Source organism: Chryseobacterium sp. CH25 (assembly GCF_004119455.1).
In the GTDB taxonomy this organism is placed as follows: Bacteria; Bacteroidota; Bacteroidia; order Flavobacteriales; family Weeksellaceae; genus Chryseobacterium.
Genome location: NZ_NRQT01000002.1, coordinates 545,493 through 562,466, shown reverse-complemented (window position 1 = coordinate 562,466; position 16,974 = coordinate 545,493). Strand labels below are relative to the sequence as shown.

Sequence of the window (16,974 nt, the reverse complement as noted above, 5' to 3'; positions counted from 1 at the left end):
AATCAGAATCAAAAAGCTACAGTATAATACACCAAATTAAAAATTCAGTGATTATACTTAACTGACCTCAAATACATTCCAAATAAAAGGGAACATCTGAAATAATGTTCCCTAACCTAAATTTAAAACTAAAAGGACTAACACTAATTATTGATTTCATCCAGCCTTGTTACCGGAGTTTTGATAATTGAACGAGTCCAGATATCATTGTTAGGAACACTGGTTCCATATAGAAATTCTGCTACAAAATTATCTTCAGGAAGATGCAGTTCAGCAGAAAGTCTCGCGTGGCTTTTCTGATCTACAATGGTACTGCTTGAAACATTTAATCCGTTGTTGAGAAGTTCAACATTCATTTCATATTCGGATCGTTTTAACAAACCATCGTAATAAAGCCCGAAATTTGCTGAAATATGGATATAATCAGCCAATTCACTAAAATTGTATATTGGCTTTCTATCTTTGGAAAGGTCTCTCACATAGGTAACCATTTCTTTATATAAACTTTCTAACAAAGGATGTCTGCTATAATCTGTTTCAAAATCTTTCCCTGATGCAAAGACTTGTGAGACTGCATTGGTTTCCTGCAACATTAGTTTTCCATACAGTTTTGACAGTTCGTTGTAAACTTTATCTCTGCAGGCATAGGCTTTAGAAAAAGCATCTTTTCTTTCTACCCCGAATTCTGAAAGTAGGGCATCCCATATTTTATTTCCTTCAGAATCTGTTTTTCCGGTTCTTATATTTTCAACATACCTGATAAGATCGTCTGTATTGGCAAAATTTGTAGAAATATATACAGACTGTGGACCTTCCAGATAACCACCACCAATATCTCCATGTGCTCCAGGAACAAAAATTTCTTTCCAGGTGGAAGTAGTATTCCGGAACCGGTAATCCTCCATCATTTTTGAATTTTCAAAAAATCCCGTCAGTGGAAAAAAGAATCTGCATTCATGAAGGGCACAGATATGAAATACGTTTTCCACCTCATGAGGTACACTTAGATTATAAGTATTAAATGGTTTTGATTCTACCGTATCAAAAGCTCCTAAAAATTTCACTTTAATTCCAACAAAAGAATAGTTAGCGAAAAGCCAATTGCTAAAAGCTCTGGCCAGCATACTTCCTCTTCCGAAACCATATAAATAAAAATGATATTCATTGTCTCCATCAGTCATAATCTTCCGAACAAAATCTTCTGCTTTCTGAAGTTTATCATCTGAAGAATATCCTTTTCCATAAGGCGGATTCGCGCATGTTGTCATGGCAAAATTACTGTCTTCTTCACCTGAGACGGTTCCTATTCCTTCAATATATATTTTTTCATTCCCGATAAATGATTTGTACAATTTATAGATATTGGTGAATGCACCGTGATAACTTTCATTATTGTTCAAAGGTTTATCTGATGAAAGTGCATTTACTCCATTGTTTCCCGTACCGTCAAAGAAAATCCCGACGGAAATCACTCTACTGACATTCATTCTTATTAATTTTTTAATACAGATCTTCTCTGTGCATTTATGTTTTTATTAAAATCCCTAAAAGAGACATTTCAAAATAACGGAAGAAAGTGCAGTTTGGCTAGAGTGAAAAGTACCAAATAAAAAATTCCGTATTTCTACGGAATCAAGCTATATTTTTTCTAGTGAGTAAATATTGTTCACAATAGCATAAATTACTATGCCCACTGTGTTTTTAGCTCCTATTTTCTCAAGAATGCGTTGCCTGTGGCTTTCAACAGTTCTTGGGCTTATGAACAGTTTTTCTCCTATTTCATTATTGGTAAATTCCTGACAGATCAGTTTTACAACATCTTTTTCTCTTTCAGACAGTTCATCTTCAGTTTCAAAAAGTGAATTTTTCTTGGCTGAACTGTTCATATAGGTAAACAACATCTGGTGATCTTCAGCCGTAAAGAAAACTCCATTTTTATCAACCATTGTAATGGCATCAATAAATGTTTTCTTATCTGAATTTTTAGGAAGGAAAGCTGAAACACCCAACTTAACCATATATCCTAAAATGGATGTTTTATAGTGAGAGGAAAGAATAATGATTTTAAGATCGGGATATTTTTCTTTTAGAATTTCTACCAGTTCAAAGCCATTCATCGGCTTCATCTGAACATCTATCAGTGCAATATCGGGAAATTCTTTTTCTGAAAGATTCCCCAGATACTCTATAAAATCGGGTCCGTTATCTGCAGTAAGGCATACGGATATATTTTTTTCATTGGACAGCAGCATTTTTACCCCTTCAAGGATCAGCTGTTCATCATCAATCAGGGCTAGTTTGATTTGGGAACTCATGATGTTTCGGAATTTTAATGATTAAACGACTTCCTTTATTTAAAAAAGATTTTTTCCATTTATGAACGGCATTCATGGACTTAATTCTGGATTCGATGTTTTTAATCCCCATGCCTTTTTTTACCTCTTCATACTCAAATCCCTGTCCGTTGTCTGAAATAACAACTGCCATATTCTGTGAATAATCTTTTATATAAATCCACAAGTCTGTGGCATTAGAATGCTTGATTACATTGGTAGTAAATTCCTGAATAATACGGTACAACTGTACCTCCACAAAGATATCTTTCTTTTCATACCTTGGCATCACCTGCAGAAAAATATTAATCTTATGGGAAAGATTCGCAATGAGTTCTTCTGCATACAGAACCAACCCTACCGATTCCAGATTCACAGGATATAGTGAATGGGAAATACTTCTGGCAGCATCAACCAGTGAAGACATCTGGCTGTGGATATTTTTTTTAATCAACTCATCCCCTTTTGTATCCAGATTATTGAGCCATAAGGAAAGGATATTGAGCCTGTTTCCTATATCATCATGAATCATCACGGCAATTCTTTTCCGTTCTTCTTCCTGAGCTTTGATATTCTCTAATACTAACTTTTTCTGATGAAGAACTTCTGCTTCATGCTGTACATTTTTTTCCTTAATAATCCTGCTTATAAAAGCTCTGTAAGCGAGCATTATAAAAGATACTATAATTGCTATGGTAACAATTATGAGAATCAAAAGGTTGATATTTAAGGTTACTTCTTTAATCGGATGAAAGTATATAAAAGTGAACAGTATAAAATACTGGATAAAATATTATTGGCTGTAAAAAGAATATAATAATTGTTTTCTGAAAGGTTAGCAATCTGATGCTGAATAATAAAAATGAACACTGAAACTGAATAATAGAAAAAAATACTGGCATCTACCCATAGAAACCGGTTCTGAGCTGATGTATTTTTGATCTCACTAATCAGAGTAGTTCCTGAAAGACAAATAATGATAATATTGGAAACTACTTTTGCAATATCGGCATTGGCCGGATAGTTAAAACCATATTTTGAAATCATAAAACCTGTTGCAATTGCAGCAGTTATTCCCAAGAGGTATTTAGCCCAATCCAGCTTTCTGATAAACAAACCTGTCAGTAAAAAAAATTCTCCGGCAATGTAGAACGGATAAAGAAATGAGGTATCATCAAGCTTGAAAATATAGGGTAATGCAAGATTCAGCAGTTCTATAAAAAACAGAAAAGCAATACAATAAAAATACTGCTTTTCTTTATAATTTAATATGCGGTATTTAGCAGCTCCCAATACTATAACAGCAAGAAGCAACCCGTAGTTTAGGAATAAAATCGTCTTATAAAGATCTGCCATTCCTTTTATTTATTATTTTAAAATTCACCTTCCATACCTGGTATACGGCAGATAGGTGGACATGGTTTTGCCCAGTCATAGGTATTAGAGGTCATCTGAGCACGCTCTGCATTCTGAAGATTTTCACGGAAAGAGATAAAGATAAGTGTTACCAACATTTTTCCGTATACCTCATTATATTTAAGTCCGAAAGAACATTTAATTTCCTTCAGGCCTGTATCCGAAAGACATAAGTCTGCTGTAGGAACATAGAATCTTTTAAAGATCCCCATCCCTTCAGATTCATGACATTCTTTGTAAAACCAATCCATCCCTGATTCTCTCCAGCTTTCAATAGCTTCTATAGCTTTATCCTGTTCAAGAATAGGTTTATTGGAGATAGGAAAAGCCATGTCTGCATTTTTTTCAACTTTTTCAAGCCCTTTGGAAAGAATGGTATTTTTAACAATAGTATACTCCTGTACCTCCTGAAGTTTTACATCACTGGTCAATTCGGTAAGTAAGCAATAAGGATATTCTCTTTGATCTATTCTGTCTCCTTTTTCATTCAGGGGATAGAAAATCAGGATCAATTGATCTTTCCATATTCCTATTGTAGCGCAGAACTCAGTATAATCTTTGTAACTTTTCATCCACTCTAGCGGACCATCAGAAACAGTAAAAACATAGGTGGTAGGAATTAAATCCTTGATTCTTGAATAATTGGAACGGCAAAGACTCCATTCGTCTGCAGCAATTCTGCATTCTTCTACTGGAAGTAAATATTCTACGATGTTTAATGTTGTCATAAGCATGGTTTTTTAGTTGTATAAAATTATATAAACTAAACATGCTGTGCAAGTAGGAATTTAATTAATAATTCCGCACCGTAATATGATAGCAACTTTGCTGTCTTTCTTTTATGTAATAAATTCTACCTGCATCCGCATAGTGCTTTAAAACTTTCTCCAAAGCCACTTCCATTTTCGGATTATTTTTAAGAACATTATTGAACCTTACATAAGAAATATCAAAAGAGTTTCCATAGTTGTGTGAACTGATGCCCAATGATGCATTAGAGTTTACTCTTCTTAATCTGCATTGGTCTTCCAGGGTTCTGGTAATGGACGAAACAGTGAATGTAGCCCCTTTTGTTACCTTACTGAATTTGGAACCGATATTTTCTAATGTAGTCTTTCCTTTCGAAACCATATAGGCTTTACTGTAATCAAGTTTCTGAACCTGATATCCTTTTCCTGATTTCTTTATTTTATGGAACTTCCCTTTATTAATATACTTCTGTACGGTTTTAGAATCTTTCAGTAACTGTACCCCAAAACTTTTAGAAGCATCCAGATGGGGTTTATAAAGTGCAGTAGGTTCAACCTTTAAAACAGTTGTAAGATCATAGCAGGGAAGGGCTTTTTTTGCCGCCTGCGAATAATGTAAACTATACATAAAGGGTACAAAGACCACACAAAGAAACTTTCTCATTAACCACCACTTTAAATTACTAACGAAGGATAAAACAATTATGTTAGTTCATTCAACAACAACTATAACAGTATCCAGATAAATCCCAAACAAACATCAAACCAATTTGTTTAATTTACAATTTTTGTTCCCTTAATTTTGAAATATTTTTTCAATTTTAACTTTTTATTTTAAGATATAAATTCTACATTTGAGATACATTTTAAAAATAAACAACATGATAAAAAAACTTTTTGCTGAATTTTTCGGCACATTTTGGCTTGTTTTCGGAGGTTGCGGGAGCGCTGTTTTTGCAGCGGGTGTTCCTGATATCGGTATCGGACTTTTAGGTGTTGCTTTGGCCTTCGGTCTTACTGTTCTTACAATGGCATACGCCGTGGGTCATATCTCCGGTGGTCACTTCAATCCAGCAGTTTCTTTCGGGCTTTTAGCAGGAGGAAGATTCTCTGCAAAAGACCTTATTCCTTATATTGTAGCACAGTGTCTTGGGGCAATTGTTGCAGCAGGATGTCTGTATACAATCCTTAACGGAGCCGGAGTTGTAGATTTCTCAGCACCTGGGGCATTTGCGACCAACTTCTATGGAGAAGCGGTCTACAATGGAAAAGCATTCAGTATGGGTGCCGCATTCCTGGCAGAGTTTTTACTAACAGCTTTCTTCCTTATTGTTATTATGGGTGCTACGGATAAATGGGCTAATGGTAAGTTTGCAGGTATCGCTATTGGTCTTGCTCTTACTTTGATCCACCTGATCTCTATTCCTATTACAAATACTTCTGTAAACCCTGCAAGATCACTTTCACAGGCAGTTTTCACAGGCGGTTTGGCTATGTCACAGCTTTGGCTGTTCTGGGTAGCTCCAATTCTAGGTGGAATTGTAGGTGGATTAATCTACAAATTCTTACTTCAAAGAGATACTGCAGAAATAGCAGACTAATTAATTTTAGAATTACATATAACTATAAAATCCTGTCATCAGACAGGATTTTTGTTTTTATAAGGCTGTATTTTAACGCAAAGTTTTATTAGGAGAAGACATTATTTTCAGGAAGCAAAGAAGAGCAACTTTGTCGCTGATGAAGCAAGTGATTTAGCTATGTGGTAAAAAAAGAAATGATTGCTTTACTTTTTATTTTTAAGATCAAAAGGATTTTTGAAAATGAGTTCTTCTTGTTTTCCTTTGATTTCCATTTTACGCTGAAGTAGATTGAGGGCCATTTTTCGGATGAAAAGGTCTTTATCATTCAGTTTCCAGTAAGAATCTTGGTGAAGTTTTTTGGGTGGACGGATAAGATAGAATTCTGTATCCCAAGTATCGGCATTATGATAAAATTCAATTATTCCGCAATGTTCCGGAATAATTTTGGAATCTACCATTCCCATTGGCAATAGGAAACTGAAAGCATTGCAGACATAATCTCCACAGGAAATTTTATCATGCTTCAGAAATTTTTCCCCGGTATCTTTATTTAGGTATGATTTTTTAAAATCGTTTTTAAAATCACTTTTTGAAAGCTTAATCTCAATTTCATGGCTCATTCCTTCTGCATCAACAATGAGTATATCTGCTTCCCAATCAGCCTGAAAATAGTTGGTGAGTACGAGTTCTTTTTCAAAATCGCAGTGGGTGTGGATATATGCGTGAACAAGTTCTTCTATTTTAAGCATAATGTAAAGTTTAGATTGGAGACCTACAGACACAAGATATGAGACTAAAATCCCGAACAACCAACCTCAGAATAGTTAATATTTAGCTCACCAACAGACTGCAACCTCTGATATCAGAATGATCTATTCTTCCCAATACCTGAAATTTATCGCCCACTATTTTACCTAAATCCTGAGTTGCAATAAAAGAGCAGGAATGGGTATTCGCTAAATCGATAATATTGATTGCTCCCGTTCTCCCTTCTTTTTCATAAGAGAAAGGATCTTCAGCATTTCTGATCTTAATTCGCATCCAATTAGGGCACTGGTATTCGTTGTTTCCCAGAGAATATGCCTGAGATAACAATTCTGTCATTGAATATTCTGAGTAGATCTTATCTGTTTTGAAACCTTCCTGTAAAATTTTCAACAGTTCATCTTTCGTCATTTCTTCCTTTCTACCCTTCATTCCTCCGGTTTCAATAACGATTAGGTTTTCAAGAATATTTAGAGCTTCTTCGCTACGCTCAGAATGACAGTAATATAAGAAATCTAATAGAGCAAAAGAAACTCCAAAGAGAATTACTTTTTTATCCTGTAACTGATTTAAAAGACTGAAAAGATCAGAATGGTTGTAAAGGAAATATCCGTTTTCAGGCTTTGCAGATTTTTTCATCAGATAATCCACCATGTAAATCAGTGATGAATTCTGCTTTTCCAGATAACTTGGCAATAACCCAAGGAAAATAAAATCGTCTGGCTTTCCGATGAATTGTTCAAAGCTTTTGTAAATACTTTCCTCATACAAATCTGTATTGGCTATGAAGTGTTTGGAAAGATTCATCTGAGTGGTTCCGGAACTCTGAAAAAAAGGTCTGTAGTAACATTTTTGTCCAGAATCTGATGATTTTTAAACATTTCAATTGGAAGAAAAGGTATTTTAGATAAGTCATTCACCTCATCCGGATTGATGTTCAGAAAATCTACAAACTTTCTATATATCTCAACGTTTTCATACTGATAACGAAATGTTTTCAATGATGCCTCCAGGAAATCCTGTTCCGTTTGTATGTTGAATATATTTTTCGGTTCCATAATTTTTTTCAATCTTATTATTACTTCTGTATAAAGCAATTATTGGGATAAAATATTTTTATTTAATGTTTTTTTAATATCAGAATCTGACTTTGGTAAACTTCTTGCAATTACTTAATCGGAATATGGATTAAAAACAGAATGAGTCCCCCACTCATTCTCAAATTACCTCTTTTTAGGGGTAATTTTTTTGTTTTATTTCTCGAAAGTTTTCAGTTCAAAGTCTTTTTCAAAAACGCCGTAAGTAAAATAGGAAATCCAATCTCCCAGGTTGATGTATTTTGAGTTTTGCCCCAGATCCAGTACCATAGGAAGATGGCGATGTCCATACACGAAATAATCAATCTTCTCAGTCTTCAGCTTTTCCTTGGAATAAATGATGAGAAACTCTTTATCTTCTCCTAAGAAAGCTTTGTCTTCTTCTCCTGATATCATTTTATTTTTCTGGGAAAGATACAATGCCACTTTCATGGCAATATCGGGATGAAGCCATTTGAAAAACCATTGTGCTACCGGATTGGTAAAGACTTTTTTCATTCTTTTATATCCCTTATCACCAGGTCCAAGGCCATCTCCATGAGCCAGCAGAAACTGTTTTCCACCCATTTCAAAATACTGCTTCTGATAAAAAACTGTACATCCAATTTCTTCTTCAAGATAATCTTTCATCCAAAGATCATGGTTTCCCACAAAAAAATAGATATGGATGCCTCTGTCTTTTAATTCTGCAATTTTTCCTAAAACACGAATATATCCTTTGGGAACTACATGTTTCCATTCATGCCAGAAATCAAAAAGATCACCCATTAAAAATAAAACCTGTGCATCTTCCTTGATCTGATCCATCCATCGTATAAACCTTTCTTCACGTACCTTACTTTCTTTAGGAGTAGGCGCACCGAAATGCTGATCTGAAGCAAAGTATACTTTTTTTCCAGGTTCTAAATTAATTGTTGTTTTTAACACCTTGTGAGCTTTATGGGATAATTATTATTGATTGTCTTCTGCAAACCATTCTCCATAAGAGTTTTCTGTCTCATGAAGTTTAAGATAAGCCAGGGAAATTCCTTCCGGAAGTCTTGATTTTATTTTAGCTGCAATGGCATACAGCATATTTTCGCAAGTTGGCTGGAAACTGCAATAGATTACCTTATGCCCTTTCTGTTCAAGATCATCACCCAATTCTTTATGAGGAGTAAGTGCATTTAAAAGCACAGCATGATCCCAAACGTCTACGATCTCAGATTTTACGATACTTTTGATATCTCCGAAATCAACTACCATCCCGTTTTTAGGGTTATCAATATCATTAATCGGTTTTCCTTTCACTGTTACAAACAGTTTATAGGAATGTCCATGCATATTTTTACATTTCCCATCGTAGTTGTACAGTACGTGGGCGGTTTCAAATGTAAAAATTTTTGTTATACGTATCATATTTGCAAAGATATGATAAAACAGTCTAACTTTAAAAGTCAGACTGCTATTAATAAATTCGAGGAATTCGATTGAAAATCAATAAAAACTTAATTAGTTTAATAAGTGTTCTGAAGCGTTTGTCTGTTTTATGAAAATAATTCCATTAAAGCATTCATTAAGCTTTAGAGGTTCTGTAATTGTAAATTTTTCTGTTGGAGGAGTGATGGGACCATATCCTAGAAATCTCATTTTAAAAGACTGTCCATATACATTTTCTGAGCTACCATTAAAATCAACAAAATAATTTTCGTATTTATTATTTCCCAGTTTTTCTTCCCAACTGTTTTCCAATTGCTTTGGAAGTTGATAAGAGGTGTATTTATTATTCTTCACGGCACGTGGGTCAGTTGTAGCACTATAGTTCCCGAAAACTGTGGAAGTTGCCAGCGCATAGTATTTATTCCCATACTTCTTTTTAAGATACCCGCCCATTCCATCTACAATGATAGGTTTCAATGCAATATGCCCATTATGAGCAAAAAGAATCATCTTTTTATTATATCCTGATTGAATTTTTTCAATCATTTCAGCCATAATTAAGTCTCTGGAAACATCATAATTTTTTTTGCTTGCTTCATAAGGAATTTTAAACCCTTGTTCCAGATTATATAAAGCTAATTTTGAGTTCAAATCTATTTTTTGACCATACAAACTATCTGCTTTTTTAGTTAGGAGAAATCCTTCTGTTCCATTTTTTATTACCACATTCATATCCAGTTTAAAAGATGGATCATTTTGTTTTTCCCACATTTCATCCTGTAAGGCGGCTTTTTTTCCAATCTCATTGGCTATCTCAGTATATTCTTTTCCTAAGTTCATCGTTTTTTTCAGAATTTCTGCACTGTTGGTGAGAACATCTGTATCAAACCCAGAAATGATAACTTTATCCTTATGGCTTTTATTATATTCTCTGATCCACGTTAGCAAATCGTAAATCTCTTTTGTCTGCCAGATAGAAGTTATGTATTTTTTTAAAGCATTATTTAAATCAACATCTGAATTTACAGCCTCATTAAGAAATGAAGCATCCCCATAGGCACTTTCAAAGGCTATAATTTTAAAATCATTTTTACTCAATAGCTGTTTTGAAACCTCACTTCTGATTTCATTAAATTCTTTGGTTCCATGGGTTCCTTCCCCTAGCCCAACTATAGTATGAGTTTTCAGATGTTCGCTAATATCTTTTACAGCCTTAGTCATATTTTTATGATCTGCAAACGACTTTGGGATTTGAGTTACATTTTGAGTGTTTTGAGAAAAACCTATTGAAAAAACAATAGAAAGGCAAAAGTCAAGGATTTTTTATTTAGCATGATTATAATATGTTTTTTTAATTTTTTATTTTAGTTGATTTTCAAGGTGAGATTATTATCTCTGCTTCCGTCTGTATTAGCTGCATTGTAAGGAAATGTCACCCTATCATTTTTACAATTCCTACGGCCATTCCGGGAATTTCATTGATTTGGATAACATTTCTTATATAGCTGTCGATTGCTTTTGACTGTTTGGCTGAATCCTAAAATGGATACATTCAAAAATATGGCTGTTAAAATGGATTGCTTCATTGTTTGTTCATCTATTGTTTAATAAGACAGCTACAAACTTTATTATGTTACAAAATTTCTGAATTTATTCTTCAATCTGCTTTTCTAATTTCTCCAGCCAATTGTTTTCCAGCCTTTTTATTTTCTTCGCTTCGGTATCAAAGAGAATCCAAAGTGTGCTTGAATCCACCACCAGCTCATCATGACAATAGAATTCTACTTTTCTTGGCTGTTTGGCCCCTTCCGGAGTTTGTGGATATGTTTTTACAGTAATTACATCATTCAGATAAACCTGTTTTTTATAACGGATATGATGATCCAGTAACATCCAAACATCATTCTCATACTCCGTTTTATGTTTTAAAAGATCCCAGTGTTCAGCAGCCACTTCCTCTACCCAATGCACATATTGAACGTTATTAACGTGGTTATTTTGATCGATATGTTCTTCCGTTACTTTGATCTGTTTTTCATGCACTAAACTCATTTCCTTGAAATATTTACTCAAATTTAGGATTTAAAAACGGAAGAAGTCCAACGTTTTCTATGCAAAAACGTCTATTTCTTCTAAAAGAAAAACGGAACCAGATGAGTCTGATTCCGTTTTACAATATTCAATAGATTGAAATTATTTTTTAGCTTTTCCTGCTGCTGGTTTAGATGCTGAAGCTCCTAATTTTGCTTTCACCACATCAGTAATATCTTCACCACCTTCAGTATAGATAAGGTTTGAACCTCGTGCTGAAATATCAAACACATAGTTCAGTCCTTTTTCCTTAGATACAGCATAAATAGCATCTTTTACTTTTTGTTGTATTGGAGCAAACAATTCTCCTTGCTTAGCAGATATTTCCTTAGCTGCCTCTGCTCTTGCATCTTCTATTTTTTTACCCAGATTGTCTAATTCTGTCTGTGCAGCCATCAGTTCCTTAGTAACAGCCTCTTTATTAGCTGCAGTTAATGTTTTTTCTTTATCCTGAGCTGCTTTTAATTTCGTCTGATATTCATTGATATTTTTATCAATCTCAGCTTTCTTAGCTTTAGTCAGGTTATCTACAGCTTCACCTGCTGTTTTTACCTCAGATAAGTTACTAAAAATATCTTCCGTGTTTACGCTTCCGATCTTTTGTTGAGCATTTGCAACATTAGCAGTTAAAGTTAATCCTGCTGCAATTAAAAATAATTTAATTAGTTTCATTATGATATATACTTTTTTCGAAAAATTTATTTTTTTCAGAGTCCAAATATAATATAATTTTTCATTTACAATCACTCTGTTTTTTTCAGACTCCATAAGGCTAAAAACTTTGTTACAAGCAACTATATTATTGAAAATGGTTTTCGTTAAAACATCTAATAACATAAAGCCCTCCCCAAAAAATGAGGAGAGCTTCGAAAATATGTATAATGCAAAAAACTGAATTTTAATGAAACTGGGCTGTTTCTGTAGAATCTTTCATCGCTACGGTAGCTGAAGATCCATTGGTAACAATATTCTGAACCTCATCAAAATATCCTGTTCCCACAAAAGACTGATGTTTTACCGCTCTGAATCCTTTTGACTGTAAAGCAAATTCACGTTCCTGAAGTTCTGAGTATCCAGCCATTCCTCTTTCTTTATAAGCTAAAGCCAATTCAAACATTGCAGTATTCAAAGCATGGAATCCTGCCAAGGTAATAAACTGGAATTTATATCCCATTTTAGCTAACTCTTCACGAAAAGTAGACATCTCTTCCACACTTAGTTTAGCTGCCCAGTTAAATGAAGGTGAACAATTGTAAGCAAGCATTTTTCCTGGAAACTGTGCATGAATTCCGTCTGCAAATCTTTTCGCCTGCTCTAAATCCGGGTTTGAAGTTTCCATCCAGATCAGGTCCGCATAAGGAGCATAAGACAACCCTCTGTCTATCCCCTGTTCTACTCCGTTTCTTACCACATAAAATCCTTCGGAAGTTCTTTCTCCTGTTACGAATTTTTTATCTCTGTCATCAATATCTGAAGTGAGTAGATCTGCCGCATCAGCATCCGTTCTTGCAATAATAAGACTCGGAACCCCCAATACATCTGCTGCCAAACGTGCTGCAATCAATTTATTAATAGCCTCCTGAGTGGGAACCAATACTTTTCCACCCAAGTGTCCACATTTCTTTGCAGAAGAAAGCTGATCTTCAAAGTGTACTCCGGCAGCACCTGCTTCAATCATCTGCTTCATCAGCTCAAATGCATTAAGATTCCCCCCAAAACCAGCTTCAGCATCAGCAATAATCGGAACAAGATACTCTTTATTTCCAGCTCCACTTACTGACTGAACCTGATCTGCTCTTAATAAAGCATTGTTGATCTTTTTCACTACAGAAGGCACTGAGTTCGCAGGATATAAAGACTGATCCGGATACATTTCTCCTGAAAGGTTTGCATCTGCCGCTACCTGCCATCCTGAAAGATAAATTGCTTCCAAACCTGCGTCTACTTCCTGCACAGCCTGGTTACCTGTTAAGGCTCCAAGTCCAGCCACATAGTCCTGAGTATTTAATTTCTCCCAGAATTTCGTAGACATTTCCGTTGCAATGGTATAATCAATTTTGTAAGATCCGCGAAGTTTCAATACTTCTTCTGCTGTGTAAGGTCTTTTTATACCATTCCAGCGTGGGTTTGTCAGCCAATCTTGCTCTAGAGCCTGGATTTGTTCTTGTCTTGTTTTCATAATATTTGGATTTTGTTTGTTGAGTTGTGGGGTTCGGGATGCGGGATTTCGTGAATATCAATTTTTTATTTTACCATTACCGAACTATATAAAAGGATATGCTTTCAGTGTTAAAAATTCTTCAAAGTTTTCTGAGAAAATCAATTCATTGAAAAGTTCTTTGGCAAGGTTGAATTTTCCGTTTTTAAAGCGAACTTCACCAACGTATCTTTCAATATTGTCCATTTCTTCAGACTCCCATTGAAGAACCATATTTCGGGTTAATGTTCTGTCATCACTTAATACTGCCTCATTTTTCAGCCATTGCCAGATCTGGGTTCTTGAAATCTCAGCAGTAGCAGCATCTTCCATCAGATTATAAATGGCTGCTGCACCTGTTCCCATCAACCAGCTTTCGAGATAAAGAATTCCTACATTAATATTTTTTCTTACTCCTTTCTCTGTGATTTCTCCTTTCGGGATTTCCAGCAAATCACTTTCTTTTATATGGTATTCCAATTTTTTATCGATCTGATTTTTGGAAGGCATATATTGATCAAAAACATCCTTGGCTACTGAAACCAATGCAGGATGTGCAACCCAGGTTCCGTCATGACCATTTTTTACTTCTCTTTCTTTATCACTTCTTACTTTTTCAAAAGCAATAGTATTAGCTTCGTCATCATTTTTCACAGGAATCTGTGCTGCCATTCCACCCATAGCATGAACATTTCTTTTATGACAGCCTTCAATTACTCTTTTTGAATAGGCACTCATAAAAGGTGAAGTCATGGTTACCTGGTCTCTGTCTGGAACGATAAATTCAGGAAGGTTTCTGAATTTTTTGATATATGAAAAAATGTAATCCCATCTTCCACAATTCAGACCGGAGCTATGTTCTTTTAATTCATACAAAATTTCATCAATCTGGAATGAGGCTGTTATGGTTTCAATTAAAACGGTTGCTTTAATGGTTCCCTGTGGAATTCCCAGATATTCCTGAGCAAAGACAAATACTTCATTCCACCATCTTGCTTCTTTATAATGTTCTAATTTTGGCAGGTAAAAGTATGGGCCACTTCCTTTTTCCAAAAGATTCTTTGCATTTCTGAAAAAGTAAATTCCAAAATCAATTAATGATCCGGACGTTACTTCTTCATTAATCTTAATATGTTTTTCAGGAAGATGCAATCCTCTTGGTCTTACCAATAAAACAGCTGTCTTTTCATTAAGCCTGTAAGCTTTTCCTGCTTCGTTAACAAAATCTATATTTCTGTTGATAGCATCGGAAAGGTTAATTTGTCCCTCCATACAATTGGCCCAAGTTGGCGAACTGCTGTCTTCAAAATCTGCCATGAAGGTGAAAGCTCCGGAATTTAGAGCATTGATAATCATTTTACGGTCAACCGGACCTGTAATTTCTACTCTTCTGTCCAGTAAATCTTCCGGCAATGGTGCACATACCCAATTTCCATTCCTGATCTCTTCTGTCTCTTTCAGAAATTTTGGAAGGTTACCCTGATCAAATTCTTTCTGTTTTTTTTTCCTTTCTTCTAAAAGTTCTATTCTTCTATGATTGAAATTCTGATGAAGCGATATTAAGAAATCTATCAAATCGGGAGTGAAAATTTCTTCAAACTGCTTCTGATCCGTAATTTTTAATTGAGTCTTAGTTTCCATAACATATTGATTTTGTGACTTGATATTACAAACATAGACAAAAATTTTCACAAACAGCGAACGTTCGCTAAATTTATTTAAAAATTATTATGCGAATAATCGCATCTAATTATTTATATTTGAGTAATGAATTCAGAAAGCGACTATATCAAGACAGTTTTCGGACTAAAACTGAAACAGCTGAGACAAAAGAAAAATTGGTCTCTACAGGATCTTGCTGTAAAAACCGGATTATCAAAATCTTACCTTAATGAGATTGAAAACGGAAAGAAATATCCGAAGCATGATAAAATCATTCAGCTTTCTGAAGCGCTGAGCTGTACTTTTGATGATCTTGTTTCCACAAAACTGGATAAAAGCCTTGCTCCTTTTAATGAAATTCTGCAGTCTGATTTCTTTAAAGAAGTCCCTCTGGAATTATTCGGGATCAATAAAAATAACCTTATCAGTATTATAAGTGATGCACCTAAAAAGGTAACAGCCTTCATTAATGCACTGATAGAGATCTCTCAGAATTATAATCTGGGAAAGGAAAGGTTTTATTTTGCTGTTTTGAGATCATTTCAGGAATTATATGACAATTATTTCCCGGAAATTGAAGATAAGGTAAGCCAGTTTACGGAAGATAATCATCTTCAGATTGATAAAAATTTAAAGTCTGACATTCTTGAAAGTATTCTTACGGAAAGTTTCAATTATACGATTCAGTCTGAAGATTTTGAAAGCTATGGAACACTGAACAACTTACGGTCTCTGTTTATTCCTGAAAAAAAATTACTGCTTCTGAATAAAAAACTTGAAAAGGATCAGAAAACATTTATTCTGGCTAAAGAAATAGGATTCAATGTTTTGGAGTTAAAAGTTCGTCCTACCACTTATTCATGGCTCGACTTTGGAAGTTTTGAAGAAATCCTGAATAATTTCTACGCTTCTTATTTTGCAGGAGCTTTATTAATTTCAAAGGAAACAGCCATTGAAAAGACTTCTGAATTTTTCCAACAAAATACATGGGAGCCTCAGAATTTCGCCAGCCTTATCAACAGTTTCACCCATTCACCGGAAACTTTCTATTACCGCCTGACCAATATTCTTTCTGCTGAAATGGGCATTAAGGATTTATTCTATTTGTGCCTGGTTAAAAAGAAAGGCTCAGAAAAAATTCAAATTCTTAAAGAGCTTCATCTTAATCACCAGCAGGCTCCTCATGCCAATGCTATGAATGAACATTACTGCAGAAGATGGATTGCGGTAAAAAACCTTCATCATTTAAAGGAAAATGAAACGCTGACTGATGCTCAAATTTCCCATTATAAGGATCAGGGAATTAGCTATCTGGTTATTTCCACTTCACAGAAAAATCCTTTTTCCGATGGCAGTAACAGAAGCTATTGCCTGGGAATTTTACTGAATCCGCAAACGATTAAAAAAATCGGTTTTATAAAATCTCCATCCCTAAAAACCATCAACGTAGGAGTAACCTGCGAATCCTGCAGTATCCCGGATTGTGAAGAAAGACAAGCCCCACCGGTTCGACTGGAAAAGGAACATTTTAACCTGAGCATGAAGAATGCTATTGAGAAGATAAAAAAGGATTTTTGAGTTTGAGAGTCTTAGGGCGTGAGAATTTGAGGGTGTAAGAGTTTTTAGAGTGGAGACTCAAAACTATTTTATATCTTAGTAAAA

16 protein-coding genes and 1 pseudogene are annotated in these 16,974 nt (G+C 34.7%); 2 read left to right on the top strand and 15 right to left on the bottom strand.

Annotation, left to right across the window (positions count from 1 at the left end):
* Window positions 1–143: 143 nt before the first annotated feature.
* The 6 genes from BOQ64_RS07880 to BOQ64_RS07855 all read right to left on the bottom strand — a co-directional run bounded on the left by BOQ64_RS07880 (window position 144) and on the right by BOQ64_RS07855 (window position 5,162).
* Window positions 144–1,487: a T6SS phospholipase effector Tle1-like catalytic domain-containing protein gene (locus BOQ64_RS07880; RefSeq protein WP_129054786.1), complete on the bottom strand. Its 1,344-nt coding sequence runs from the start codon at window positions 1,485–1,487 to the stop codon at window positions 144–146.
* 150 nt (window positions 1,488–1,637) lie between these two features.
* Window positions 1,638–2,315: a response regulator transcription factor gene (locus BOQ64_RS07875; RefSeq protein WP_129054784.1), complete on the bottom strand. Its 678-nt coding sequence runs from the start codon at window positions 2,313–2,315 to the stop codon at window positions 1,638–1,640.
* Window positions 2,284–3,003, bottom strand: coding sequence for a sensor histidine kinase (locus tag BOQ64_RS07870; protein WP_228448267.1), 720 nt, complete (start codon window positions 3,001–3,003; stop codon window positions 2,284–2,286). The genes BOQ64_RS07875 and BOQ64_RS07870 overlap by 32 nt, the downstream gene beginning before the upstream one ends.
* Before the next feature lie 62 nt (window positions 3,004–3,065).
* Window positions 3,066–3,689, bottom strand: coding sequence for a hypothetical protein (locus tag BOQ64_RS07865; protein ID WP_129054782.1), 624 nt, complete (start codon window positions 3,687–3,689; stop codon window positions 3,066–3,068).
* 17 nt (window positions 3,690–3,706) lie between these two features.
* Entirely contained in the window at window positions 3,707–4,477 is a 771-nt protein-coding gene (locus BOQ64_RS07860; protein ID WP_228448266.1) for a hypothetical protein, read from the bottom strand.
* Between the two features lie 64 nt (window positions 4,478–4,541).
* Window positions 4,542–5,162, bottom strand: a complete 621-nt coding sequence (locus BOQ64_RS07855; RefSeq protein WP_129054778.1) for a DUF5715 family protein — start codon at window positions 5,160–5,162, stop codon at window positions 4,542–4,544.
* A gap of 220 nt (window positions 5,163–5,382) precedes the next feature.
* Between BOQ64_RS07855 and aqpZ the strand changes: the two genes are divergently transcribed.
* Window positions 5,383–6,099, top strand: coding sequence for an aquaporin Z (gene aqpZ / locus BOQ64_RS07850; protein ID WP_129055875.1), 717 nt, complete (start codon window positions 5,383–5,385; stop codon window positions 6,097–6,099).
* A gap of 185 nt (window positions 6,100–6,284) precedes the next feature.
* Here the strand turns inward: aqpZ and BOQ64_RS07845 are convergent, their stop codons facing one another.
* The 9 genes and pseudogenes from BOQ64_RS07845 to aceB form a co-directional block, all read right to left on the bottom strand.
* Window positions 6,285–6,830: a hypothetical protein gene (locus BOQ64_RS07845; RefSeq protein WP_129054777.1), complete on the bottom strand. Its 546-nt coding sequence runs from the start codon at window positions 6,828–6,830 to the stop codon at window positions 6,285–6,287.
* An 82-nt stretch (window positions 6,831–6,912) separates the two neighbouring features.
* Window positions 6,913–7,904 (bottom strand): annotated as a pseudogene (locus BOQ64_RS07840) (acyl transferase).
* Between the two features lie 195 nt (window positions 7,905–8,099).
* On the bottom strand, window positions 8,100–8,870 hold the full coding sequence (locus BOQ64_RS07835; RefSeq protein ID WP_129054775.1) for a UDP-2,3-diacylglucosamine diphosphatase: 771 nt from the start codon (window positions 8,868–8,870) through the stop codon (window positions 8,100–8,102).
* A gap of 24 nt (window positions 8,871–8,894) precedes the next feature.
* Entirely contained in the window at window positions 8,895–9,341 is a 447-nt protein-coding gene (locus BOQ64_RS07830) for a 6-pyruvoyl trahydropterin synthase family protein (protein ID WP_045500594.1), read from the bottom strand.
* Between the two features lie 93 nt (window positions 9,342–9,434).
* Window positions 9,435–10,583 (bottom strand): erythromycin esterase family protein, encoded by a 1,149-nt coding sequence (locus BOQ64_RS07825; RefSeq protein ID WP_129059678.1) that lies wholly within the window; start codon window positions 10,581–10,583, stop codon window positions 9,435–9,437.
* Window positions 10,584–11,012: 429 nt separating this feature from the next.
* Window positions 11,013–11,414 carry an acyl-CoA thioesterase gene (locus BOQ64_RS07820; RefSeq protein ID WP_129054767.1) on the bottom strand — a complete coding sequence of 134 codons (402 nt, stop codon included), beginning with the start codon at window positions 11,412–11,414 and terminating at the stop codon, window positions 11,013–11,015.
* 141 nt (window positions 11,415–11,555) lie between these two features.
* Window positions 11,556–12,125, bottom strand: coding sequence for an OmpH family outer membrane protein (locus BOQ64_RS07815; protein WP_129054765.1), 570 nt, complete (start codon window positions 12,123–12,125; stop codon window positions 11,556–11,558).
* 226 nt (window positions 12,126–12,351) lie between these two features.
* Window positions 12,352–13,632, bottom strand: coding sequence for an isocitrate lyase (gene aceA, locus BOQ64_RS07810; protein WP_129054763.1), 1,281 nt, complete (start codon window positions 13,630–13,632; stop codon window positions 12,352–12,354).
* 84 nt (window positions 13,633–13,716) lie between these two features.
* Window positions 13,717–15,291 carry a malate synthase A gene (gene aceB / locus BOQ64_RS07805; RefSeq protein WP_129054761.1) on the bottom strand — a complete coding sequence of 525 codons (1,575 nt, stop codon included), beginning with the start codon at window positions 15,289–15,291 and terminating at the stop codon, window positions 13,717–13,719.
* Between the two features lie 126 nt (window positions 15,292–15,417).
* Between aceB and BOQ64_RS07800 the strand changes: the two genes are divergently transcribed.
* Window positions 15,418–16,890, top strand: coding sequence for a helix-turn-helix domain-containing protein (locus BOQ64_RS07800; protein ID WP_129054759.1), 1,473 nt, complete (start codon window positions 15,418–15,420; stop codon window positions 16,888–16,890).
* Window positions 16,891–16,974: the final 84 nt, after the last annotated feature.

Coding starts and splice junctions, on each gene's coding strand:
- BOQ64_RS07880 (WP_129054786.1), bottom strand. CDS start 1,487: ATGAATGTCAGTAGAGTGATTTCCGTCGGGATTTTCTTTGACGGTACG.
- BOQ64_RS07875 (WP_129054784.1), bottom strand. CDS start 2,315: ATGAGTTCCCAAATCAAACTAGCCCTGATTGATGATGAACAGCTGATC.
- BOQ64_RS07870 (WP_228448267.1), bottom strand. CDS start 3,003: ATGCTCGCTTACAGAGCTTTTATAAGCAGGATTATTAAGGAAAAAAAT.
- BOQ64_RS07865 (WP_129054782.1), bottom strand. CDS start 3,689: ATGGCAGATCTTTATAAGACGATTTTATTCCTAAACTACGGGTTGCTT.
- BOQ64_RS07860 (WP_228448266.1), bottom strand. CDS start 4,477: ATGACAACATTAAACATCGTAGAATATTTACTTCCAGTAGAAGAATGC.
- BOQ64_RS07855 (WP_129054778.1), bottom strand. CDS start 5,162: ATGAGAAAGTTTCTTTGTGTGGTCTTTGTACCCTTTATGTATAGTTTA.
- BOQ64_RS07845 (WP_129054777.1), bottom strand. CDS start 6,830: ATGCTTAAAATAGAAGAACTTGTTCACGCATATATCCACACCCACTGC.
- BOQ64_RS07830 (WP_045500594.1), bottom strand. CDS start 9,341: ATGATACGTATAACAAAAATTTTTACATTTGAAACCGCCCACGTACTG.
- BOQ64_RS07825 (WP_129059678.1), bottom strand. CDS start 10,583: ATGACTAAGGCTGTAAAAGATATTAGCGAACATCTGAAAACTCATACT.
- BOQ64_RS07820 (WP_129054767.1), bottom strand. CDS start 11,414: ATGAGTTTAGTGCATGAAAAACAGATCAAAGTAACGGAAGAACATATC.
- BOQ64_RS07815 (WP_129054765.1), bottom strand. CDS start 12,125: ATGAAACTAATTAAATTATTTTTAATTGCAGCAGGATTAACTTTAACT.
- aceA (WP_129054763.1), bottom strand. CDS start 13,632: ATGAAAACAAGACAAGAACAAATCCAGGCTCTAGAGCAAGATTGGCTG.
- aceB (WP_129054761.1), bottom strand. CDS start 15,291: ATGGAAACTAAGACTCAATTAAAAATTACGGATCAGAAGCAGTTTGAA.
- BOQ64_RS07800 (WP_129054759.1), top strand. CDS start 15,418: ATGAATTCAGAAAGCGACTATATCAAGACAGTTTTCGGACTAAAACTG.